Below are 20,784 nucleotides of genomic sequence, written 5' to 3'. Positions count from 1 at the left end.
ATCATAACTATAAAAAAAGGATCTTCCATGAATTTAGACATTTTTAAAACCATGAGCAAAAAGGAGCTCCAGACCTATATTGAGTTTCTTTTATGGAACTACAGGGTCATGGATGCATTCTGGTTTATCAGGATAGCTGAAAAATTTGATCAGCCAACGGCAGAAAAAATCAATGAACAGGTCTGGGACCGTGTAGCAGGGTATGCTGCCAAAGATCTTAAGGAAAAATTTAATATTTCTGAAACGGGACTCAAGGGATTTGTCCGGGCATTAAAATTATTCCCCTGGTGTATTCTTGTGGGCTACAATTTTGAGGAAAAAAAAGATGAGGTGATCATTACGGTGCCTTCATGCCCCACCCAGGAAGCCCGTCTCAAACGCGGCCAGGGAGAATATGTCTGCAAACACATGCACATGAAGGAGTTTGAAAGCTTTGTAAAAGTGGTTGATGAGCGCATCAACGTGGAGTGTGTGTTTGCGCCGCCAGACCCTCACCCGGATGACATGTTCTGCAAATGGAGCTTCACTTTGCGGGATTAAGAAAGATCCCCTTTTCTGACCTTACCAAGGGAGGTCCGGGGAAATTGTGATTTAAAAGTTACCTTTTTAGGCCATTTGTATTTTGCAAGCTTGTCATGACACATGGCAATGACATCCGCCTGGGTCAGGGATGCACCAGATGACACGATGACAAAGGCATGCCCTGTTTCACCCCATGTCTCATCAGCCATTCCTATGACAGCCACATCCTCAATCTCCGGGTGACGCTTGAGAATTTTTTCTACTTCTGCCGGATAGACGTTTTCCCCGCCTGAAATATACATATCCCCTGCTCTTCCCTTCAGGTAGAAAAATCCGTCCTCATCCATGCGGGCCAGATCCCCTGTACGGAGAAACCCGTTTTTAATGGTTTCTTCTGTCTTCACAGGGTCCTGCCAATACTCTTTCATCATGATAGATCCCCGGACAACGATCTCACCTGTTTCACCCGGTTTTGCCGCTCTTCCCCGTTCATCCAGGATGGAGACTTCGGCATGAAAAACAGGCCGTCCCACAGTCCCCGGCTTTTTCAAGGGGTCATCTTCAGACACCCATAACAGGATTGAAGTTTCTGTCTGGCCCATGATCTGGCGGAAGGCAAGGCCAGCGTCAGCACATTTTTTGATCAGGTCCTGGCTAAGTTTTTCCCCGCCACCGGCACATACCCGCAGGGAGGAAATATCACTTCGCTTTTCCGGATCAACTTTTAACAATTCCCTGTATACTGTGGGAACCCCTAGAAATTTGGTAACCCGATATTTTTCAATATCTCTGTAAATCGTAATAGGATCGAATTTCCTGTGAAGAATAATGGTTGCCCCTTTATAAAAAATCGGAGCTGCCTGGATAAAAAGACCGCCCGAATGAAACAGAGGCAAAAAAATCAGCATGATATCACTGAAATGAAGCTTGAAAAAAATATCTGCATTCAGGCAGTTAAAAAATGTCTTTCGGTGGGATAGAACCGCCCCCTTTGGTTTCCCGGTTGTACCGGACGTATACATGATCACCTGGGGCTCTTCAGGATCGGCAGGACCAAGAGACCTTGTCAAAAAAGCCCGCTTCCCGTCAAATTTCCCGGTTTCTTCAACAAAATCAAATCGCCTGCCGTTGAACTGAGCCTTTCCCACAACCGCCACCATCATGGGAGGCAGATAGCTTTCCAGCTCAAGTGGGTTCACTGCATTGGCAAATCCATCTCCATGGACAAAAAGCCTTGGGCGGCAGTTTTTAATAAAATAATCCAGTTCAACCGATGTAATACGAAAATTTATGGGAACAAAAATAGCCCCAAGCCTGGCACATGCAAGAAACAGATCGAGAAACTCGGGACAGTTATTGAGCATCACGGCTACACGGTCACCCTTTTCAATCCCTATGGACTGAAGCCAGCAGCTTGTCCGGTCCGCCCGCCTGCAAAGCACTTGATAAGAAATGGTCTGTTCTTCAAATATGATCGCCGGTTTGTCCGGTGTCAACTCAGCCCAGCGCTGCACCCACCAGGCAATATTCATGGATTTAATCATTTTTATTGCAACCCGATATTATCAAAAAACTGTTTGCGTTTCATCCGGTATAAATCCTTATCTTCCTTAACCAGATAAAAAAACCGGTTGTTATCATCATCAAAACACTCAAACAGACCGGTATAATCTTTCTGGTCAGTAACATCGCAAATACGGGACACGTCATCATTAAATTTTTGACAGACCGTTGCCCAGTCTTCCTCTTTGGCCTTTTTTTTAACGGTGATTTTTTTTGATGCTTCTTTAAATTCCGCCTGGATGGATCTCATACTTTCTCCCCCAAACTCTATAATATTTGAATAAAAAATTAAACTTATCGAAATGATCTTAACAAATGACAGCAGATGATGTAAAACAAATTTAAAAAGGAACTAGGACTGGATTAAATGGGAATTTATCATAATTATATTTTTCCAAAACTGACCCACTGGGTTTGTTCTCGGAAAGATTTCATATATCAGCGTAAAAAGGTTGTTCCGCAAGCCTTTGGAAGAGTCCTGGAAATTGGCATCGGGTCAGGGCTGAATTTGCCATTTTATAACCCGGAAAAAATCGACTTTGTATGGGGTTTGGATCCTTCAAAACAATTGCGAAAAATTGCAGAAAAAAATGCTGCGAAGGTTCCATTCAATGTCGAATTCATAGATTCATCCGCTGAAGAGATTCCGCTTGAAAAGAATTCAGCAGACACTGTGGTGGTTACTTATACCCTTTGCTCGATCCCTGATGTGGTGAAAGCTTTAAATGAAATGAACCGGGTTTTGAAACCAGGGGGCGAATTGATTTTTTATGAACATGGGAAGGCACCGGATGATCATATTATCAAATGGCAAAACAGAATGAACCCCATATGGAAATTAGTCAGTAACGGGTGTAATCTGAACAGACCCATACCCCTCCTTATCGAAAAGGGTGGTTTTAAAATCAAAAATCTTGATATGAAGTATACGAGCAGTCTAAAACCGGTAAGTTTTAATTACTGGGGCGCTGCTGTCCATGGATAGCCCCCTTCCCTGTCCAAACCAAAAACTCCCTTAAAACAGTCTGCAATCCGCCTGTCCATACAAAAAATTCTGGATTTTACCTTATGAACTGATCAGCCGACAATCTTTCTGGCAAATTCAACAACCTGCTGTTGAACCAAATCATTGAGCTTGTCAGGGGTCGTGCACGAACCGATATAAAGCTCACCGGCATTAATGGCCCTGTGGGGTTTTTGCATGCGCCTGAAACCCGCAAACACTCCCTCTGCATTGTCTTCATATGGTCCGGCGCCCGTCACCAAAAGGGCCTGCCGCTGTCCTGCAACAAGGGATGCATGGTCTGGCTGGTGATAGTTTGTGTACAGACTGTAAGTTCTGTCAATCACTGCCTTGATCTGAGCGGTAAAGCCCCAGAAATACAATGGAGAGGTAAAGATAACCAGTTGTGAGTTTATCATTTTCCCCAGGATTTCAGGCACGTCGTCCTTTTGAATACACCCTATCGTATCGGGTTTTTCCTTGCACTTGGCGCATCCCATACATCCGTTCAGGTTTTGAGAATTCAAGTAGATAGTCTCAACTTCATGACCCAGGAATACGAGTTCTTCTTCAACCCAGCCAATTGCTCTGGCAGTATTGCCTTTTTTCCTGGCACTGCCCTGCAATACAGTTATTTTCATTGTGACTCCTTTTATTCAATTTTATTTTTTAACTTAAAATTTCATAATCGCTTTTACCGGAAACATCAATAGTATTTTGCTTATCGTGCCCTTCTACCGGCTTGTTTAATCGGTTTGAGACCGGAAGGAAGCCAGCCGCCGGAATTTTCCCTTCGCCTCCTGGCCTTTTGCGTATTTTTCCGAACAACTACCGGTGTCGGTGTCGAAACGGCTACGGGCATCCGAATCCCGGATTTCTTCACCGGAATCTGCAGTTTAAGGAGACGCTCAATTCCGACCAAAAGATTCTGCTCTTCCCGGCTTACCAGGGAATGTGCGATGCCATTAGCACCGGCACGACCGGTTCGGCCGATCCTATGTATATAATCTTCCGGAACATGGGGAAGGTCAAAATTAACCACATGGGGAAGCTGCTGGATATCCAGACCCCGGGCGGCAATATCCGTAGCGACCAAAGTCTGAACGGCACCGCTCTTGAAATCAGCAAGAGCCCGTGTTCGAGTGGCCTGACTTTTATTGCCGTGGATAGCGGCAGCACTGACACCATCACTCAAAAGCTGTTTTGTCAGCTTATTGGCCCTGTGCTTGGTCCGGGTAAACACCAGGGCCCGGCTCCACTTGCCGTTCCGGATCAGGCTTGAGAGCAGGAATCGTTTGTCTGTCTGGGACACCTGATACACCCTCTGGGTCACTCCTTCGGCTGCCGTATTCCTGCGGGATACTTCAATCAGAGCCGGATTGTTTAACAATCCGTCAGCCAGCCGCTTGATCTCATTTGAATAAGTAGCGGAAAAAAGCATATTCTGACGGTTTACAGGAAGACATTTGATCACCTTCCGGATATCGTGGATAAACCCCATGTCCAGCATCCGGTCAGCCTCATCCAGAACCAGAACCTCAACCCGGGATAAATCCAGTGTTTTCCGGCCCAAATGATCCAACAGTCTTCCGGGTGTAGCCACCAGAATATCCACACCGCGTCTGAGTTTTGTAATCTGGGGATTAATCTTTACACCGCCAAAAATTACAGCGGTATGAAGAGACAGATGCCTGCCGTATGTTTCAAAGCTTTCGCCCACCTGGGCCGCAAGTTCTCGGGTGGGTGTCAGGATGAGGGTGCGCGGGTGACGAAACTTCTTTTTTGATTCGCTCAGACGCTGAAGAATCGGCAACGCAAAGGCCGCCGTTTTTCCGGTACCCGTTTGGGCACCGGCAAGAACATCCCTGCCTTCGAAGACCATAGGAATCGCCCGGGCCTGAATGGGTGTGGGAATAGTGTAACCCTGTGCTTCAATAGCACGGAGCAGATCGGTCCGAAGACCAAGTTTTTCAAATGACATATATATTACTCCTGTCAAAGCCCACCCCATGTCACAGGGGCCGATCTAGGCGGAGATGATAAATTTTGTAAGGATTGAGTCAAACAGAAAGGAATCAACCACAACTCTTCAAGGTACCGACCGGATGGTACTACTAAAAAAAAGGCAGTATACCATAGATTTTTTTAAACGCAAGCCCCAAATCATGTATTCATAAAAAAAATGTCAGGGGTTAATCCAGGGCTTTCTGGATTATTATTACACCTGAAAGGGAGAGCACCATACCCAGAATAAACACTGGCCCCAGGTCCTGATGACCCGGAAGAAACCCCGCTGCCGCCGTTACTGCTGCAAGAAGGGCGGTTGCCGGGGGTTGAGCATTGGTTGTAATCGCCACCTGGACCGGCGTGAGATGCTGCAAAAGGATGTTCCACAATATCATCATCACAGAACTTGTGATCACAATCATATATCCAAGCCCGAACCATCCGGCTGTTGAAACCGCCGAAAAATCAAAAGCCATCATTGATCCGGCCGCCACGGGCAGCATGACGAGAACACCTAAAATCAGGCTCCAGGCCGTGACGGTCAGCGCATTCTTCTTCCTGCATATGTCACTGGCCATAACCGTATACAGCACCCAGCAGAAAACAGCACCGATCAGCCAGAGATCACCGGTTCTCATTTCACTGATCTGAGCCCCTGATGCCCATGGCCTTAAAACGATCACCACTCCTGAAAATGCAATAAAAACACCTGCAAGTTTCCGGAAAGAAGGCATTTTCCCGACCCGAATACTTGAAACCAGAAGCACGCCAAGTGGAGTCATGGCATAGAGAAGGGCGGAATGTCCCGGAACGGTAAGTTCAAGACCTTTTAAAAAACAATATTGATTCAACGGGACCAGCAATATGCCCAGCCCCAGAAGTCCAAACCATTCCCTTAAGGTAAAATCAGGTTTAGGGATTTTCCATCCGGTAAATATAAGAAAAATCACAGCAGACCCCAGACCCCGGGAAACGGTTAAGACCATGGGATTTGCAAAGCTGACAGTTGCAGCCTTGCTGAAAATAAACGTGCCGGCTGCGCCGAGCACATGAAGCGCCATGAACAGATACAGATAGTTTTTAGACATAACAGATTTTTGCTTCAATGATCATTCCTTTTTTTCATTTTTGATTCAGGCTATCTGGCGGCAATGGGTCTCTTTGGTAAAAAACAGGAGAAGGACAGATAAAATTATCCATGCCATCATGGGGATAAAGCCATATTCATAGGCATCAAGGGAATAAATTCTTACCCCGTCCATCATCTGACCCGTCCAATGATAATCCAGTATTCGTCCCACAAGCGGCTGGAGCAACATAGGCCCCATCATCACCCCCATATTGGTGAGGCCGGCGGCCGTTCCGGACAAGGACAAAGGAACAGATTCCATGACAAAGGCAAAACTGATGATGATGCAGCCTGAAAAAAAACCAGTAACAAAAAGGACCATGATCAGCTGAAAAAAGGGAAGGCTTTCTCTAAACAGGATCAATGACCACCCCAGAGCCACCACCATGATTGCGGCAAGATACAGAGATTTTCGTTTTCCCATATGATCGGACAGCCACCCTAAAAAAGGAGCCCCCATGGCCCAGCCAACGAGCAGGACAGAGGTGAGGGCAGCAGCCCTGGCCGGGCTCAAGCTGTGGTGAGAAATCAGGTAGGGTACCCCCCACAGGCCGGAAAAAGTAAGGATACATCCCGCAATTCCACCGGGAATAACAAACAAAAGCCAGATATTCCTATATTTAAACACTTTGAAAAGGTCCTGCCAGATTCTGCGCTCAGACAATGATACAGACGTCGGCATTGTTTTTGTAAAACCAGGATACCCTTTTTCCTGGGGCGAGTCCCGGACAACAAACCAGATCACCCCACCCAGCACAAGGGTCATCACACCAGTAACGCTGATGACCTGACGCCAGGCAAAGATATCCATGAGAAATCTTAAAGGAGGGCCTGCAGTTACAGCTCCAATGAGCCCGATGGATAAAGCATTGCCTGTAACAAATGCATAGATTTTTTTTGGAAACCAGGAAGAGGAAAGCTTTAACAGTCCCACAAAGGCAACAGCCACAGACCCGCCAATGAGAAGCCGGCCAAATCCGGCCCAGAAAAATCCAGGTGACAGGGCAAACAAAAGGGTGCCCAGGCCCGCCACCAGACAACCAGCGGTCAAAAGTTTTCTGGGACCTAAGGTGTCGGCCAATATACCCGTGGGAATCTGCATGGCCACATAAGCATAAAAATAAAGACCGGATAGATGGCCCAGACCCGAAGCAGAGATATGAAAATCCTGCATCAATTCCTGGGTCATAACTGCCGGGGCTACCCGCTGAAAAAATCCGGCCAGATAGAAAAGGGCCCCCAGGCCCCATATAAACCAGGCCAATGTCATGGGGGGGCCGGTCAATTTATTTGTTTCCATTGATATTAGTGGTTCTCCTTTTTCATGCTCAATTTGATATGATGCCCGATTGTCTTTACAACAAGATGGAGCTGTTTTCTTATATATTAAAACCTGTAATTTAAAGGAATATTTCATTTTTTGAAACACAATTCTTATGTTTTTGCTTCTGTGCTCTTTTTTTTCGGACAACCAGGGCATATTAGGCTATATTCAGAAAGGAGGAAACAGAACATGTCCGACATACTCAAAAAACATTCGGTTTTTGCCGGTTATCTTTTTGCCATTGGTGCCACAGCCATGTGGTCAGGAAATTTTATCGTCGCACGAGGGCTCAGCGACAGTATCCCGCCTGTCAGCCTTGCTTTCTGCAGATGGATGGTGGCAGTGATTGTTTTCACACCCTTTGCCATCAAAAATCTTATTCAGGAATGGCCGATCATAAAAAAACATATCACATACTTTTCAATCACATCCTTTCTGGGCATTACAACCTTCAACACCCTTATTTATTTTGCAGCGCAGACAACAACGGCAATGAATCTCTCGCTTATTTCCATCACATTTCCCATATTTATTATCCTCTTTTCCAGATTTCTCTATAACGAAGTTTTAACCGTCAAAAAAGGGGTTGGCATCACAATCGTTTTAAGCGGTGTCCTGTTTCTGATCACAAAAGGGAAAATCTCCACCCTCTTAAGTATTTCTTTCACTATTGGTGATGTCTGGATGTTAACAGCGTCGATCATATTCGCCGTTTACAGCCTTTTTTTAAAAAATAAGCCGGAAGGTTTGAGTATTAAGGCGTTGCAGCTTTCCACTTTTATCTTGGGACTGGTTTTTTTGTTTCCATTTTTCTTATGGGAGCTGTCCACGGTCCATCAATCCTTTTTAAATCAAACCACCATCCCGGCAATTCTTTATGTCGGGATCTTTGCATCGCTGTGTGCCTTTGTGCTGTGGAATAAATCCATTGTCATACTCGGCCCCTCAAAGGCAGGCATGGTATATTATACTCTTCCCCTCTTCGCTGGTTTTTTAGGATATATTTTTTTGCATGAGAGCATCGGCATGATTCATTTCTACAGCATGATATTTATTTTTTCCGGTATTATCGTCACGAATCATGAATCGAAAAACAAGAAATAAATTATATCAAAGTATCATACCAGGGAATGTAATGTGACTGATTTAGTCAGAGTACCAGCAGTACTCGCTTGAAAGATGGTGAATTCGCTTTTTGATTATTATTTTTTATTTACACCTTTCTTTTTTTTAAATAAACAGCATAAACAAGTAAATTAAAAGTCAACACCCCGAGCCCGAGAAAAATCTGAACCTGCCGTGTCAGCCCGTCAGGGTAAATAATCTTCAATAAATAATGGTGAATAAACCCATGATCATACCAGCTTTGCCCGGCCAGAGTCCTGAAATGGTTTTCCAGTGGCGTCAGGGGGCAGATCCAGCCGGCAAATTCAATAAGCACTGCCCAGAAAACCGCAGGAATGTGCAGCCATGACATCCATTTCCTGTAAAAAATGAGCAGGCCGCCGAACACCACAAACAGGATAAACGCGAAGTGTAGCATCAATGTGCAATTTGCCAAAAACAAATATATCAAAACGAAAACACTGGACGATATAAAAACAATATTAAAAAACTGATTGGATGTTTTGAAAAAAGTCGCATAAGAAATAGTACCATATAAAAAAAAGATTCAAAAGAACATGTTTTCTGAAGAATGTCCTGCTCTGGCTATTTAATTCATTGATTTTTATTTATTTTAAAGGCATAAATCCATTATGAAACCCAATAATGCTGCTTTAGATTTTAAAGGGGTGCTGCTGCTTATAATTCTTTGTGCAAGCTGGGGTTTTAACCAGGTGGCCATTAAGGTTGCAATTGAGAGTATCTCTCCGGTTCTCCAGGCCGGTATCCGGTCAATCGGTGCAACCATGCTAGTGCTGATATGGATGAACATACGCCGCATTCCTGTCCTGGCAAAAGACAATACCCTTTGGTGGGGAATCGCTGCCGGTCTTCTCTTTTCATTAGAATTTATTCTGATCTACTGGGGTCTTGATTTCACCAATGCATCACGGGCAGTCATTTTTCTGAACACATCACCATTTGCTGTAGCCTTAGGTGCCCAGCTCTTCATTCCCGGAGAAAAACTCAACAAAATCCAGCTGTCCGGTCTTTGCCTGGCCTTTATCGGCATAATTGTCGCATTCAATGAATCCTTAAACCTTCCCACCAGACAGATGCTCATCGGGGATGTCATGCTGACCGGTGCGGCAATCATCTGGGGTGCAACAACCGTCGTGATAAAAGCAGGCCCCCTTGCGTCTATTGCGCCGAGCAAAACACTTTTATACCAGCTTGCTGTTTCTGCAATAGTTCTTCCTGCCGTCTCCCTGGCATTCGGAGAGCCGGGTATCACAAGCATGACTCCTTTAGTTATCACAAGTCTTTTTTACCAAATTGTCTGGATCGCTTTTATCACCTATATTGCCTGGTTCTGGCTGATCAGCAATTACGCTGTATCAAGGCTGGCATCATTCACTTTTTTAACACCTTTTTTCGGGGTAATTGCCGGGGCTGTATTTCTCAACGAACAGATAACCCTATACCTTATATGTGCTCTTGTTCTGGTAGGGACAGGGATATACCTTGTAAACCGACGTTAAAATCGAGGATATTTTTTTGCTTTAATCTTCAGACTATTATGATTAAAAATAGCAATGATACCATCTCATTTAAACAATTTGTTCTTGACAACTGAGGAGTATGCCTCTAAGGAAATAAAAGAGAATGTTAATCCCAGATGATTTCAAGCAAGTGTTAAAATAAAGGAAGATCATGGAACGAACTGAAATTAAAATGATAGAAGATTTTATTTTTGAAACTGAACTTGCGGTAAGACTTACAGATATAAATTATGGTAACCATGTTGGAGATGATGCATTTGTTTCCCTTATTCATGAAGCAAGGGTAAGGTTTCTGAAAAGTTTCGGTTTTTCAAAATCAGATATTGCTGGAAAAGCGTTAGTTATTTCAGACCTTGCTGTTTCATATAAATCGCAATCGTTTTATGGCGATAAATTGAAATTTGAAATAGGTGCGGGTGGGTTTAACAAATATGGGTGTGATATATTTTACAAGGTAACAAATATAAAAACCGGTGACGTGGTCATACTTGCAAAAACAGGCATTGTTTTCTTTGACTTTACCAAAAACAAGATTACGACTCCCCCGGAGGCGTTTTCATCTCAGTTTTCACCTGCCTGATTAGATTCAAGAATAAAAAGCAATAAAGAAGCCGATAAAAATCGAGCATTCTCCATCCTAATCTGTGCGGATTGTAGCCAGAAGTGCTCAGTAAATTTTTAATCATTATTTTTTCACGTTATTGTCAGATAACTTGACTTATGTTTAATGTTGATTAGCTTAATATTAAACTAATGAACGTTGAGGTGATTATGATGCCTATTAAAAATTTGGAACATGAAACAAGAATTCTAAATCTTTATACCCGACTGATGAGGGCGACCAATACCGTAACAGAAAAGATGCATAAGCACCTTCAAAATCATAAACTATCCATCAGTCAGTTTGGTGTTTTAGAGGCCCTGCACCATTTGGGACCATTAAGCCAGAAGGATATCGGTGACAAAATTTTAAAAACCAGCGGAAATATCACTCTGGTGATTGATAATCTTGAAAAAAGAGATCTTGTTAAACGGACAAAAGATCCCGATGACAGGCGCAGGTTGACTATAACGCTTACTGGGTTGGGTCATGATCTGATTAAAAAAATATTTCCGGGTCATTCAAAAACAGCCCTAAAAGTCTTTTCTGTTCTTGAACCTGAAGAACAGCACACACTGGGCTTATTATTGAAAAAATTAGGAACCAAAAATAAATGATAAAGCGTAGATTCAAATAAAAAGAGAGTTATCATGATAAATATAATCAAATCAAAAGACAGGCACTTTAGCGACATGGGATGGCTTAAAACTTACTGGCTGTTTTCTTTCAGCAACTACCATGATCCGAAAAATGTCTCACATGGCATGCTCCGGGTTTTCAATGATGATGTTGTCGATGCCCATACCGGTTTTGATATCCACCCCCATGAAGAGATGGAAATTGTTTCCATTATTCTCGATGGAGAGATGACGCATAAGGATACCATGGGGAACGAAACAGTCATTCGGAAAAATGATGTACAACGAATGACCGCAGGTACAGGATTATTTCATTCTGAAAAAAATTCAAGTGATAAACCTGTACATTTTTACCAAATCTGGATTAAGCCGGACAAAAATCGCCTTGAGCCTTCTTATGACCAGAAAACCTACAACCCGGAATTGTGGAAAAACAAACTGGCTATTGTGGCATCAAACAAGCCGGATGAAAGTATCGTAAAATTAAATACCGATGCGTCACTATATCGTGCTCAATTGGATAAAGGCAAGGCTGTTGACTGTTACCTATATGATAATAGGATGCCCTTTATTTATGTGATAAGCGGCCAAATTGAAATAAATGGCGAAAAATTAAAAAAAAATGATCAGGCAAGAATCAGTAATGAAACTAAACTTTCAATTACCGCAGTTGATAGTTCAGATTTAATTCTGATTGATGTTCCGGCATACAATTAGAAAACTTAAATGACTTTAAGGAGATACTTATGAATTTTCAAGACATCGTACAAAAAAGACGTTCTATAAATTTCTTTGATCCAAAGAGAAATATTTCAGAAGATAATTTGATTAAAATGATTGAACTGGCAAGCAATACACCATCGAGTTTTAATCTGCAACCATGGAATCTCATGGTACTGAAGACCCTGAAAGAAAAGGAAAGGTTAAAAATCTTGGCTTGGGATCAACCCAAGGTTGTCGAGGCTCCAATTGTTCTGATTGTTCTTGCAGACATGGATGGATGGCAGGAAGACCACCCGACTTTTGAAAAAAACTGGAAAAAAAGTCTTGAAACAGGGTCAATGCAATTGGAACAGCGGGAATGGTTTCTCAATGCCACAAAGTCTCTTTACAACTGGAGCCCGGATGCCAATCTTGCTTTTGCTGCCAAGAACACTGGATTTTTTGCAATGAGTCTGATGTATGCCGCAACGAGCTTGGGGCTTGAAACTCACCCCATGGATGGATTCGACCATGAGGCCGTTAAAAAAGAATTTAAGATTCCTGATAATTTTTGGATACCGCTGTTGCTTGCAGTTGGATACAAACAACCTGATTTAGAATTACATCCAGCAAAATGGAGAAAAAAATATAATGAGATAGTGGTTTCGTTTTAGTTTATTGCTTTGTGATTAAGCACAGGGCCATGGAATTATACATTTTTATGGTCCTGTCTAATTATTGTTTCAAAAATTGATATTGAGCTAAACAAATCTTCAACACCTGTATCCACTTTTTAGGAGGAAGATCACTTAATTCTTAAGGCTGTTTTAATGACACGTCCAAAACCTTTACTGACTTATCGAAGGTTTTCCAACCATGTTGTTCCCCTGATGGTATAAAATAAGACTCGTTAGGCTTGAGTAATCTATAGTCTTCACCAATAAACATTTGTATTTGTCCCTCTAAAACCATACCGCACTGATCAAAAGTATGTTTGTGTCCTGCATCTTCTTTTCCTTCACCAATTTCCATACATACCATAATCAAGTTATCTCCAAATTCCGCCTTGCTCATAATACCCGGCCTGAATTCTTCCAATTTTAAGGTGCCTAAGTTCCAGAAAGCCATTTCACCCTCCCTTCATTGAATAGTCTGACATTGAACACCATAGGAATAAAGCTCTGAAAGTCTTATCAGTCTTAAAAATCATTTGATTAAAATGTTAAATCTTACCCTTTTTGGCTTTCTTATCTTTGCGCTTTTCTTTCAACGTTTTTTCTGATTTTTTCTTAACTTTTTTTTGAGTATCTCTTCCTTTAGCCATGAATTCCCCCTTTGTTTTGGTTGATTAAATATAATTATTGATTGTATTTCCATCATATTTGGATTGCAAGTAATCATTTCGTAACAATTTTAAAAATACCTGTAAATAAATATTAAAATTTGCAAAGGTAACATTATCGAGGACAATTATGCTCCTCAGCATAAATATATAAAACAAATAAAGCGGCAACTATAATTTATATTTCGATAATTCTAAAAATATAGTTGACAACTCGTTTTTTGATCTTTATACTTGGGTCATGAAAAATGAAATTGCGGCAAAAAAATTGGTAGAACTTGGGCACATCACACGACTTGAAGTCCTGAACGAACTTGTAGACTTTCTTAAATCTGAATGCTGTACTGGAGAAAATTGTAAACGCTAAAAAAATTTGCTTAAATATTTCGAAATATTTAGAAATATAGAATAAACCTAAAAAAGGAGGTAAAATTATGTTAAACACACAAATTTTAAAAAAAATGGAAGTAACCGACGATCTAAACCCCAACCAGGCTATGGACCTCATTAGCAAAGGCAATCAGAATCTGGTTATCCTTGATGTTTGCACTGCAAAGGAGTTTAAGGACCGGCATCTTGAAAATGCAGTAAATCACAGTTTTATTTCAAGATCTTTTAAGTCCGTTATCAATTCCCTTGATAAAACCAAGGCATACCTGGTTTATTGCACCGTCGGCGGGCGAAGCAAAATAGCAACGAAATTGATGAAACAGCTCGGTTTCCAAAAAGTCCACAACCTTATTGGCGGTACACTGCTATGGGAAGAATTTGAATACCCATTTGCGGAAAATGCCAATAAAGTACATGGATTCTCAATTTGTCCAATCCTGAACTCAATGCTGATTGTTAAAAAGAGCAAGAGATTGCTCTCCTCTGGATATAAAAAAATTGTCCGGTCTTTAGGAATCACGAAAATTGAATGCGAAAACGAAAACGGATGATTTCCTAAAAACAGAAAGACCCCGAACGATATCTTGTTCAGGGTCTTTTATTTTTCAAGTCATCAAGATGACTTTTTTAAGCAAAAAAAACTGTTACCTAAACAACGGTTACATTTGCTGCTGCAGGACCTTTCTGTCCTTCTTCGATGTCGAAAGAAACGCGGTCCCCTTCATTGAGGGATTTAAAACCTGTTGTGTTAATGCCTGAGTGATGTACGAATACATCTTTTCCGCCGTCTTCTTGTTCGATAAATCCAAAACCTTTTGAGTCGTTAAACCACTTTACTGTACCATTAGCCATGTTGGCAATCTCCTAAAAAAAAATAAAAAAATACAAGTTTCTAACTTTGGGGGTAATGCCGCTTTTTATTGTCGGGAATATACACCTTGGGAGGGAAACCTATGTGCTATTACAATATAGCACAATCTAAGTACAATATTAGAATGTCGATTAGAAGTCAAGCATTAAAAATTATTTTTAAATTTTAAGCGGCATGTTAGTCCTTATATTTGCGGATTATGGATAACTCCTAAGTGGTTTATCTAAAAACGTTGTTTATCTAAATTCAAAAACCCTTGAATTCTCCTTCCCCAAGTGTAATAAACCAATAATAAACCCAGTTTCGCATTCATTATAACCTGAAACAGGAGAGACGACCTTCATGTATCTATATGAAGAGAAACGAGCAGCAATCAGGGAATGTATTGAAAATCAGCGATCTAATTCAGAATTCAATTCAGGAAAAAACAAAGGGAATCATATTAAAAGATTTCATGATACAGCCGGGGGTAGGAAAGTTTCTCAGATTTTATTTGACGCCAGGGATGGGAAAGAAGTTTTTACACCGTTTTAAAAAAGTTTGGTTAAGATGAATTTTGTGATATTTAATCAACAATCACTTCACAATATTGATGAGTAGTGAAGTCAACTAAGCATAACATTATTTCTCAGGAGATTATAAATGAAAAAATCAATAGGCGCAAAAACCATAGTTTATCCCGCTCCCGTCCTTATTGTCGCTACATATGATAAAGATGGGAAAGCCAACGCCATGACTGTCGCATGGGGTGGTATTTGTTGTTCCAAGCCACCGTGTGTAACTGTGTCATTGCGTAAAGCCACATACAGTTATAATTGTATTGTTAAAAGTAAGGCATATACTTTGAATATTCCATCCCAGAAATATGTTAAAGAGGCTGATTATTTAGGTATGGCTACGGGTAAAACCGAAGATAAATTCAAGGCCACGTGCCTAACACCCATAAAAAGTGACCTGGTCAATGCCCCCTACATTGAAGAATTTCCTTTAATACTGGAATGTAAACTCATTCATACTTTTGAGATAGGATTACATACACAATTTATTGGTGAAATTATCGATGTTAAGGCCGATGAGTCTGTGCTCAATGATGATGGAATGCCGGATATCAAAAAAATTAATCCGATCGTTTATGCGCCATCCTGTCAAACCTATCACGGTATCAGTGATAAGATTGGGGATGCATTTTCAATTGGGAAGGGTATAAATCCTGGAAAATAACAACCGGTCATTTAAACACCAGTTTTTGTATGATGGGAATTCTCAGAACCGTACCAGAAGTGCTCAGTAAATTTGATATATTATAAAAATTAGTGCGGGGAAATGGCCGGGCATGATGCTAATAGTTTATATAATTGAATAAAAATTTCAAAGCTGAAAAATCTCCATATACCATATATAGGGTTGTGTAAAAATTTTAAAACATCCAGACTAATGAATACAATGGCTCACCGGTAGAATTTTGATTCCGGGCAGCATTACAGAAAGAAGTCAACGCCTTTGGATTAAAGGCTCACAGCAACTGTAGATAGACAAAAGGCTTACTAAGTACGCTCCTCAAAATCTTGCTAACTTCAATGCCGCGAAAACTCCCAGACTGATATTTGCTGAAATGTACAAAAGCTTCCGTTAATGTGAACCAGCTAAAGCTCACATAGCCCGATTTTTCCCTAAACATATACAAATAACGGCTTGACAGGAAATAACAGGCCCAGCCTCTTTTTATCTATGGATGCCCAATACGTTTCTACAGTAATCAATGTTCGGATCAGGGCAGCCCGTTCAGTCTCCATGGCGGACTCCATATCGTCCAGGGGACACTCAAGATCCAGCTCGATGTTGATCCGCTTCACATTCGGATTCTGACCGATCAGCTCATATGATTTTTTCATGTCCAGGTCCCCTTCGCCCACAGCTGCCCCGGTGAACTTTAGACCCCAGGGCGTGATGACGATTTTATTGTCCCTGAAATGGTTTGTAAAGGCACGGGGAGCCAGGTTTTTCACGGCTGAAATTGGACTTTCGGTGACATGGATGGCATTGACCGTATCTATGCAGGCCCCGACCATGGGATGATTGATTTGATCCAGGACCCAGATCACCTCCTCGGAAAAGGCATCCGTATGATTTTCAAGGGCCAGCCGGACCCCGGTCTTTTCAACCAAGGGGAGGGCGGCAATGACTCGTTCAACAACCGATTCAAGCTGGGTCATCATGTTCGGGTGGAATTTGCCGCCGGCAATGGGCCGCGGACGTTTCAGGTTCATCCCGATTTTGGTGAGATCTGCACCGATTCGGTGGGCAATATTGATCCCTTCTTCTACCTCAAATTGAACCGCAGAATCGTAATGACCGCTTTTCAGTGCAAAATTAAATTCCAGATACAGGTTCTTATCCCGAGCATATTCCCTGACGGTTTCAAGGTAATCAGGTGTCAGCCGGTCCAGGGCTTTGGCGTCCAGATGAAGGCCTTCCAGCCCCAGTTCAAGGGTGTAGTCCATCATTTCCATAAAGGTCATCTGCCGGTCCCAGGGCAGCTTGAACCCGGCCCAGTCCTCTGCAACGCCATGGTGATAAAGGCTGTAGGTGTGCATTCCCAAATGCATTTGAAGTCTCCTTTTCAAATTTTACCTTGATCATTGCAACAGCCTCTAATATACGTCCCATACTGCCGCTTTTCAAGCCAAAAAGTGCCCTTTATGAACCTACATTTCAAGTTTTAAAAAAAATTCGAAAATAAAAAAAGTAGGATTACTCAACGTATAATGATGATATAAAGACGGACTAAGTCATATGAAAATTCACTGAGTATATCTTTTTCAAATAGTCTCCCACCAAAAACTGCTGAAACCGTTTAAAAATAGACATAGGGCTTGCTTTTCAATTTGATAAAATCTATTAACCATTGTCAGATGAATTATTAAATTTGCAGACTACAAAGAGAACAAAAAAATGATTGCAACTGATTTTCAACATACTTCAGTGTCAGGCAATGAATGAGAGTGACGTCTTAAAGAGATGGAGATATGGTAATTTGTTATATTTTTTAAAGAATCTGATACGTGTGGGGCTGGCCATCATAAATAAGGTTGAACTAAGTTTAATAGAGGAGGTATTTCATGGTAAATGAACGTATTATTGTTAAACCCAGTGAAGAGGATCTTTATTTTAAAGAAAAAGACCGGTTGCTGATTGAAGAATTGAGAGTTGAGGCTGCAAAAGAAACTGAGGAATCTTATAGCAGTGCTCACAAGAACCACTGTTTTAGATGCGGTACCCACAGCTTGGTGGAAGTGGACCATAAAGGTATCAGTATCGACATATGTGTCAATGAAGGATGCGGTGCAGTTCACCTTGATCCGGGTGAAATGGAAAAGATCCTTGATGGTGAAAAAGGAGTTTTTAAGAATGTTAAAAACTCCGTATCTTCAATATTTAAATAGGTTTTTGTATATAAAAAACTATGGCCCGGATTGTCGGTATAGTGAAGAAGTAGCCTAAAGAACATTAAAACAGGCTGATAATCCGGGCAATCAATTTATCAAAGAATGAAGCGGCACCAATTTTTTCAGGTGGGTCAAGCTTCTTTTTCAGGCGCTTTGCCCTTGCAGCAGGTGCAGGATGACTGGATAAAAACGAATGTTTTTTCCCCAGGCCATCCAGTTTTTTTAAAGCTGATATGGCAGCATTAACATCAAATCCGTATTTTTTTAAAAACAGAATGCCAAAGTCATCGGCCTCCCTTTCTTCTGCTTGTGAAAACTGGGCGCTTAAAAGTGTCTGGGCCAGCCCACCCAAGACAGATCGCGCAATGTCTCCAGCAATATTTTCCTGGGAGGCGATTCCTTTCCGCACTGCGCTTGCAGCATATGGAAATTTCTCCTGTAATACTGCCATGAGATTATAAAGCTGAATTAAAATCTTAATGATGAAAAAAGATGATATGCTAAATAGTGGTTTTCAAATTTTGTCTGGATTGAGCCCTGCGAATTCCGGCCAACGCCTTTGTATTATATAGCATCTTGGAAAGCCTTATATCGGTTGTTGCCTTCATAGACTTATACTTTTTCTGCTATCTGAGAATATCTTAATGGCAAAGGTTAAAGTTGATAGGGTATTAAAAATCCTGTATATAAAAAAAATGATCAAACAGCTACTTATATGTTTATTTTGCGTATTTGTTTTTTTTGGGTGTGAAGATACCAATTTGCAGCTTGCAACAGAAGCAGGGATTGACGTGATTAAGGCCGCCACCTTAAGTGATGGAGAAGTTAAGCTCATTGCAACAATGGCCGCAAAACAGTCAGATTCAAAAAACCATATTGCAGGGACCGGAAATCCTTATGGAATGAGGTTGAAAAAACTTGTGGGGAATCGATACAATTCAGATGGGTATGTATTTGATTTCAAGGTTTATTGGTCATCTCAGATCAATGCTTTTGCCATGGCAGACGAAACTATCAGGATTTATAGTGGGTTGATGGACATGATGAACGATGAGGAACTACTTTTTGTGGTGGGACACGAAATGGGCCATGTGGTGGAAAAACATATTAAAAAAAAAATTATGCTGGCCTATTCAACTTGATATAAAAATCACTGATTCTTCTTGAAGTACTATCGTTTATAGATGGTATTATCTGTCATGAGTCAAATTCGGCAAATTACCGAGCGCTTCTTTCACCAGTCCGGGCTTTTAGAAATTTACCATGGTACAGGATATGGTATTGATAGATTTTTTAGTTTCAGATTAGAAATTATAGTATATGGGGAAAATCAAAATCAAAAAAAGGCAAACGCCCATTAAAATTTATTGGTGAGTAACCGGATTATTCAAAATCAATATCCAGGAATTTCGAAAAATGTGATCTATATGAATAAAGTTTGTAACTTTAGAATCTCAAAGAGAGGCAGCTTAATCCACCGTCCAGTTTTCTGAATTCGGATATATTTACTGTGACAGTTTTATACCCAGCATCTTTGACCCTCCGTTCCGTTTTAGGGAAACCAGCCGGGACAATAACGATGTCATTCACCCATATAGAATTTGCAGCATAATTTTCTTCCTTAGGAATAATTATCCTGTTGAAATTTTTGAAATCTGGATTATTGATGAATTCACCTGCAACAAGCAGGTTATTGTTTTCCAGATATGACAGGCCTGTTTTAAGATGAAGCATTTCGTTCATTTCTACTGTAGACCCTGTATAGCCATATTTTTGAAGCAAATTGATTAACTGTTCTGCACCTTCTGGATTTGTTCTGTCAGATAATCCGATATAGAAGTGATCTTTAACCCGCATGACATCTCCGCCCTCACAGGTGCCTGGGGCTTTTATATGTTCGATGTTTTTATAGTATTTTTTTATACTTTTTAAAATCTCTTTTTCTTCTCCCTTTCTGCTCTCTATTCCTGGATTGGTGATAATAGCGACCTTTTCTGAAAGTACAGCTGTGTCTTCAATAAAGGTTGAATCCGGATAGTGTTCATCAGCATCAATTATGTCAGCATTTACATGACAAAATTCCATTATTTTGATATAGTTTTCATGTTGTATAAGGGCATTTTTAAAATCAGGTTTACCAAGCTTGGCATTGCTGATACCATCTATCATTGAGCGACCCGGTTTTCTAACAATAATATTTTTAAACATTGTTTTCTCCTGAAAAAAGCTATTTTATCAGAATCGTGGGCAGATATCCATTAATGATTCCTTTTCCATCAGGTGAGCATCATCAATAACAAATACCGGGAACATACTGTGATTTTCCGATGCCATCTGCATGATCTGTTTTTGCAGCTTGATCAGCAAAGGAACTGTGCAGCCACTGGTCACCACACCGAGCACATCGGCAATCGCCTTGATCTGTACTTTTAGACTAAACTACACATTCATATTTCTTTAGGAAAGTGAAAAACTCTTTTTTACAGTGGGAAAGTATTCTCTTTTTTATGGACTTGGAAAACTCAATGGTCATTTAGTCTGGACATTACATAAAGTCATTTTAGCAGGGATATTATTGCC

At 41.1% G+C, this 20,784-nt stretch carries 27 protein-coding genes; 14 read left to right on the top strand and 13 right to left on the bottom strand.

Translation table 11 applies throughout. The features are described 5' to 3' along the window. Positions 1–27 precede the first annotated feature (27 nt). The gene (locus tag QAI40_RS05930; RefSeq protein ID WP_299978717.1) at positions 28–540 is read left to right on the top strand and encodes a DUF6125 family protein; all 513 of its coding nucleotides are present in this window, start codon (positions 28–30) and stop codon (positions 538–540) included. Here QAI40_RS05930 and QAI40_RS05925 read toward each other — a convergent pair. Next, on the bottom strand, positions 537–2,066 hold the full coding sequence (locus QAI40_RS05925; RefSeq protein ID WP_299978721.1) for a class I adenylate-forming enzyme family protein: 1,530 nt from the start codon (positions 2,064–2,066) through the stop codon (positions 537–539). The two genes, QAI40_RS05930 and QAI40_RS05925, sit on opposite strands and share 4 nt — an antisense overlap. 2 nt (positions 2,067–2,068) lie before the next feature. Further along, positions 2,069–2,335, bottom strand: a complete 267-nt coding sequence (locus QAI40_RS05920) for a hypothetical protein (RefSeq protein WP_299978724.1) — start codon at positions 2,333–2,335, stop codon at positions 2,069–2,071. Positions 2,336–2,452: 117 nt separating this feature from the next. Between QAI40_RS05920 and QAI40_RS05915 the strand changes: the two genes are divergently transcribed. Further along, positions 2,453–3,070: a class I SAM-dependent methyltransferase gene (locus QAI40_RS05915; RefSeq protein ID WP_299978727.1), complete on the top strand. Its 618-nt coding sequence runs from the start codon at positions 2,453–2,455 to the stop codon at positions 3,068–3,070. A 92-nt stretch (positions 3,071–3,162) separates the two neighbouring features. Here QAI40_RS05915 and QAI40_RS05910 read toward each other — a convergent pair whose 3' ends face one another. From QAI40_RS05910 to QAI40_RS05895, 4 genes are all read right to left on the bottom strand, one after another. After that, positions 3,163–3,729: a flavodoxin family protein gene (locus tag QAI40_RS05910; RefSeq protein ID WP_299978730.1), complete on the bottom strand. Its 567-nt coding sequence runs from the start codon at positions 3,727–3,729 to the stop codon at positions 3,163–3,165. An 80-nt stretch (positions 3,730–3,809) separates the two neighbouring features. Then, a complete protein-coding gene (locus QAI40_RS05905) occupies positions 3,810–5,069 on the bottom strand; it encodes a DEAD/DEAH box helicase (RefSeq protein ID WP_299978733.1) in 1,260 nt (419 codons plus the stop codon). A 211-nt stretch (positions 5,070–5,280) separates the two neighbouring features. After that, the gene (locus QAI40_RS05900; protein ID WP_299978736.1) at positions 5,281–6,201 is read right to left on the bottom strand and encodes a DMT family transporter; all 921 of its coding nucleotides are present in this window, start codon (positions 6,199–6,201) and stop codon (positions 5,281–5,283) included. 27 nt (positions 6,202–6,228) lie between these two features. Next, positions 6,229–7,524: an MFS transporter gene (locus QAI40_RS05895; RefSeq protein ID WP_299978739.1), complete on the bottom strand. Its 1,296-nt coding sequence runs from the start codon at positions 7,522–7,524 to the stop codon at positions 6,229–6,231. Between the two features lie 213 nt (positions 7,525–7,737). On the opposite strand from QAI40_RS05895, the gene QAI40_RS05890 reads away from it, so the two are divergent. Next, positions 7,738–8,652, top strand: coding sequence for a DMT family transporter (locus QAI40_RS05890; RefSeq protein WP_299978742.1), 915 nt, complete (start codon positions 7,738–7,740; stop codon positions 8,650–8,652). A 109-nt stretch (positions 8,653–8,761) separates the two neighbouring features. Here the strand turns inward: QAI40_RS05890 and QAI40_RS05885 are convergent, their stop codons facing one another. After that, positions 8,762–9,109, bottom strand: a complete 348-nt coding sequence (locus QAI40_RS05885) for a DUF2784 domain-containing protein (RefSeq protein ID WP_304511513.1) — start codon at positions 9,107–9,109, stop codon at positions 8,762–8,764. A 196-nt stretch (positions 9,110–9,305) separates the two neighbouring features. Here QAI40_RS05885 and QAI40_RS05880 point away from each other — a divergent pair, with 196 nt between their 5' ends. The 5 genes from QAI40_RS05880 to QAI40_RS05860 all read left to right on the top strand — a co-directional run bounded on the left by QAI40_RS05880 (position 9,306) and on the right by QAI40_RS05860 (position 12,829). Beyond that, a complete protein-coding gene (locus QAI40_RS05880) occupies positions 9,306–10,193 on the top strand; it encodes a DMT family transporter (RefSeq protein WP_299978747.1) in 888 nt (295 codons plus the stop codon). 172 nt (positions 10,194–10,365) lie between these two features. Next, complete coding sequence (locus QAI40_RS05875) at positions 10,366–10,794, top strand: acyl-CoA thioesterase (RefSeq protein WP_299978750.1); 429 nt, start codon at positions 10,366–10,368, stop codon at positions 10,792–10,794. A 194-nt stretch (positions 10,795–10,988) separates the two neighbouring features. Continuing rightward, positions 10,989–11,432 (top strand): MarR family winged helix-turn-helix transcriptional regulator, encoded by a 444-nt coding sequence (locus tag QAI40_RS05870; protein ID WP_299978753.1) that lies wholly within the window; start codon positions 10,989–10,991, stop codon positions 11,430–11,432. Between the two features lie 33 nt (positions 11,433–11,465). Continuing rightward, the gene (locus tag QAI40_RS05865; protein ID WP_299978756.1) at positions 11,466–12,170 is read left to right on the top strand and encodes a pirin family protein; all 705 of its coding nucleotides are present in this window, start codon (positions 11,466–11,468) and stop codon (positions 12,168–12,170) included. Between the two features lie 29 nt (positions 12,171–12,199). Beyond that, on the top strand, positions 12,200–12,829 hold the full coding sequence (locus QAI40_RS05860; protein WP_304511512.1) for a nitroreductase family protein: 630 nt from the start codon (positions 12,200–12,202) through the stop codon (positions 12,827–12,829). 142 nt (positions 12,830–12,971) lie between these two features. On the opposite strand, the gene QAI40_RS05855 is transcribed toward QAI40_RS05860, so the two are convergent. Then, positions 12,972–13,283, bottom strand: a complete 312-nt coding sequence (locus tag QAI40_RS05855; RefSeq protein ID WP_304511511.1) for a cupin domain-containing protein — start codon at positions 13,281–13,283, stop codon at positions 12,972–12,974. Positions 13,284–13,738: 455 nt separating this feature from the next. Between QAI40_RS05855 and QAI40_RS05850 the strand changes: the two genes are divergently transcribed. After that, positions 13,739–13,864 carry a hypothetical protein gene (locus QAI40_RS05850; RefSeq protein WP_299983640.1) on the top strand — a complete coding sequence of 42 codons (126 nt, stop codon included), beginning with the start codon at positions 13,739–13,741 and terminating at the stop codon, positions 13,862–13,864. Positions 13,865–13,931: 67 nt separating this feature from the next. Further along, the gene (locus QAI40_RS05845; protein WP_299983638.1) at positions 13,932–14,438 is read left to right on the top strand and encodes a rhodanese-like domain-containing protein; all 507 of its coding nucleotides are present in this window, start codon (positions 13,932–13,934) and stop codon (positions 14,436–14,438) included. Between the two features lie 97 nt (positions 14,439–14,535). On the opposite strand, the gene QAI40_RS05840 is transcribed toward QAI40_RS05845, so the two are convergent. Further along, the gene (locus tag QAI40_RS05840) at positions 14,536–14,739 is read right to left on the bottom strand and encodes a cold-shock protein (protein WP_299983636.1); all 204 of its coding nucleotides are present in this window, start codon (positions 14,737–14,739) and stop codon (positions 14,536–14,538) included. Positions 14,740–15,100: 361 nt separating this feature from the next. Between QAI40_RS05840 and QAI40_RS05835 the strand changes: the two genes are divergently transcribed. Continuing rightward, a complete protein-coding gene (locus QAI40_RS05835; RefSeq protein ID WP_299983635.1) occupies positions 15,101–15,292 on the top strand; it encodes a hypothetical protein in 192 nt (63 codons plus the stop codon). A gap of 108 nt (positions 15,293–15,400) precedes the next feature. Continuing rightward, positions 15,401–15,979 (top strand): flavin reductase family protein, encoded by a 579-nt coding sequence (locus tag QAI40_RS05830; RefSeq protein ID WP_299983633.1) that lies wholly within the window; start codon positions 15,401–15,403, stop codon positions 15,977–15,979. Between the two features lie 449 nt (positions 15,980–16,428). Here the strand turns inward: QAI40_RS05830 and QAI40_RS05825 are convergent, their stop codons facing one another. Further along, entirely contained in the window at positions 16,429–17,364 is a 936-nt protein-coding gene (locus QAI40_RS05825) for a sugar phosphate isomerase/epimerase family protein (RefSeq protein WP_299983631.1), read from the bottom strand. 513 nt (positions 17,365–17,877) lie between these two features. Between QAI40_RS05825 and QAI40_RS05820 the strand changes: the two genes are divergently transcribed. Then, complete coding sequence (locus QAI40_RS05820) at positions 17,878–18,201, top strand: zf-TFIIB domain-containing protein (protein ID WP_299983629.1); 324 nt, start codon at positions 17,878–17,880, stop codon at positions 18,199–18,201. 64 nt (positions 18,202–18,265) lie between these two features. On the opposite strand, the gene QAI40_RS05815 is transcribed toward QAI40_RS05820, so the two are convergent. Then, positions 18,266–18,655: a M48 family metalloprotease gene (locus QAI40_RS05815; RefSeq protein WP_299983628.1), complete on the bottom strand. Its 390-nt coding sequence runs from the start codon at positions 18,653–18,655 to the stop codon at positions 18,266–18,268. A gap of 310 nt (positions 18,656–18,965) precedes the next feature. Between QAI40_RS05815 and QAI40_RS05810 the strand changes: the two genes are divergently transcribed. Beyond that, on the top strand, positions 18,966–19,346 hold the full coding sequence (locus QAI40_RS05810; protein ID WP_299983626.1) for a M48 family metalloprotease: 381 nt from the start codon (positions 18,966–18,968) through the stop codon (positions 19,344–19,346). Between the two features lie 304 nt (positions 19,347–19,650). Here QAI40_RS05810 and QAI40_RS05805 read toward each other — a convergent pair whose 3' ends face one another. Next, the gene (locus QAI40_RS05805) at positions 19,651–20,412 is read right to left on the bottom strand and encodes a dimethylarginine dimethylaminohydrolase family protein (RefSeq protein ID WP_299983624.1); all 762 of its coding nucleotides are present in this window, start codon (positions 20,410–20,412) and stop codon (positions 19,651–19,653) included. 27 nt (positions 20,413–20,439) lie between these two features. Then, positions 20,440–20,607, bottom strand: a complete 168-nt coding sequence (locus QAI40_RS05800) for a hypothetical protein (protein ID WP_299983622.1) — start codon at positions 20,605–20,607, stop codon at positions 20,440–20,442. Positions 20,608–20,784: the final 177 nt, after the last annotated feature.

The sequence above is a fragment of the Desulfobacula sp. genome (assembly GCF_030611305.1).
GTDB lineage: Bacteria > Desulfobacterota > Desulfobacteria > Desulfobacterales > Desulfobacteraceae > Desulfobacula.
The sequence above is the reverse complement of the archived record's forward strand: the minus strand, read 5'-3'. Positions and strand labels throughout refer to the sequence as shown.

Excerpts from the sequence above, each read along its gene's own strand:
- QAI40_RS05930 (WP_299978717.1), top strand. The coding sequence starts at position 28 with ATGAATTTAGACATTTTTAAAACCATGAGCAAAAAGGAGCTCCAGACC.
- QAI40_RS05925 (WP_299978721.1), bottom strand. The coding sequence starts at position 2,066 with ATGATTAAATCCATGAATATTGCCTGGTGGGTGCAGCGCTGGGCTGAG.
- QAI40_RS05920 (WP_299978724.1), bottom strand. The coding sequence starts at position 2,335 with ATGAGATCCATCCAGGCGGAATTTAAAGAAGCATCAAAAAAAATCACC.
- QAI40_RS05915 (WP_299978727.1), top strand. The coding sequence starts at position 2,453 with ATGGGAATTTATCATAATTATATTTTTCCAAAACTGACCCACTGGGTT.
- QAI40_RS05910 (WP_299978730.1), bottom strand. The coding sequence starts at position 3,729 with ATGAAAATAACTGTATTGCAGGGCAGTGCCAGGAAAAAAGGCAATACT.
- QAI40_RS05905 (WP_299978733.1), bottom strand. The coding sequence starts at position 5,069 with ATGTCATTTGAAAAACTTGGTCTTCGGACCGATCTGCTCCGTGCTATT.
- QAI40_RS05895 (WP_299978739.1), bottom strand. The coding sequence starts at position 7,524 with ATGGAAACAAATAAATTGACCGGCCCCCCCATGACATTGGCCTGGTTT.
- QAI40_RS05890 (WP_299978742.1), top strand. The coding sequence starts at position 7,738 with ATGTCCGACATACTCAAAAAACATTCGGTTTTTGCCGGTTATCTTTTT.
- QAI40_RS05880 (WP_299978747.1), top strand. The coding sequence starts at position 9,306 with ATGAAACCCAATAATGCTGCTTTAGATTTTAAAGGGGTGCTGCTGCTT.
- QAI40_RS05875 (WP_299978750.1), top strand. The coding sequence starts at position 10,366 with ATGGAACGAACTGAAATTAAAATGATAGAAGATTTTATTTTTGAAACT.
- QAI40_RS05870 (WP_299978753.1), top strand. The coding sequence starts at position 10,989 with ATGCCTATTAAAAATTTGGAACATGAAACAAGAATTCTAAATCTTTAT.
- QAI40_RS05865 (WP_299978756.1), top strand. The coding sequence starts at position 11,466 with ATGATAAATATAATCAAATCAAAAGACAGGCACTTTAGCGACATGGGA.
- QAI40_RS05860 (WP_304511512.1), top strand. The coding sequence starts at position 12,200 with ATGAATTTTCAAGACATCGTACAAAAAAGACGTTCTATAAATTTCTTT.
- QAI40_RS05855 (WP_304511511.1), bottom strand. The coding sequence starts at position 13,283 with ATGGCTTTCTGGAACTTAGGCACCTTAAAATTGGAAGAATTCAGGCCG.
- QAI40_RS05850 (WP_299983640.1), top strand. The coding sequence starts at position 13,739 with ATGAAAAATGAAATTGCGGCAAAAAAATTGGTAGAACTTGGGCACATC.
- QAI40_RS05845 (WP_299983638.1), top strand. The coding sequence starts at position 13,932 with ATGTTAAACACACAAATTTTAAAAAAAATGGAAGTAACCGACGATCTA.
- QAI40_RS05840 (WP_299983636.1), bottom strand. The coding sequence starts at position 14,739 with ATGGCTAATGGTACAGTAAAGTGGTTTAACGACTCAAAAGGTTTTGGA.
- QAI40_RS05835 (WP_299983635.1), top strand. The coding sequence starts at position 15,101 with ATGTATCTATATGAAGAGAAACGAGCAGCAATCAGGGAATGTATTGAA.
- QAI40_RS05830 (WP_299983633.1), top strand. The coding sequence starts at position 15,401 with ATGAAAAAATCAATAGGCGCAAAAACCATAGTTTATCCCGCTCCCGTC.
- QAI40_RS05825 (WP_299983631.1), bottom strand. The coding sequence starts at position 17,364 with ATGCATTTGGGAATGCACACCTACAGCCTTTATCACCATGGCGTTGCA.
- QAI40_RS05820 (WP_299983629.1), top strand. The coding sequence starts at position 17,878 with ATGGTAAATGAACGTATTATTGTTAAACCCAGTGAAGAGGATCTTTAT.
- QAI40_RS05815 (WP_299983628.1), bottom strand. The coding sequence starts at position 18,655 with ATGGCAGTATTACAGGAGAAATTTCCATATGCTGCAAGCGCAGTGCGG.
- QAI40_RS05805 (WP_299983624.1), bottom strand. The coding sequence starts at position 20,412 with ATGTTTAAAAATATTATTGTTAGAAAACCGGGTCGCTCAATGATAGAT.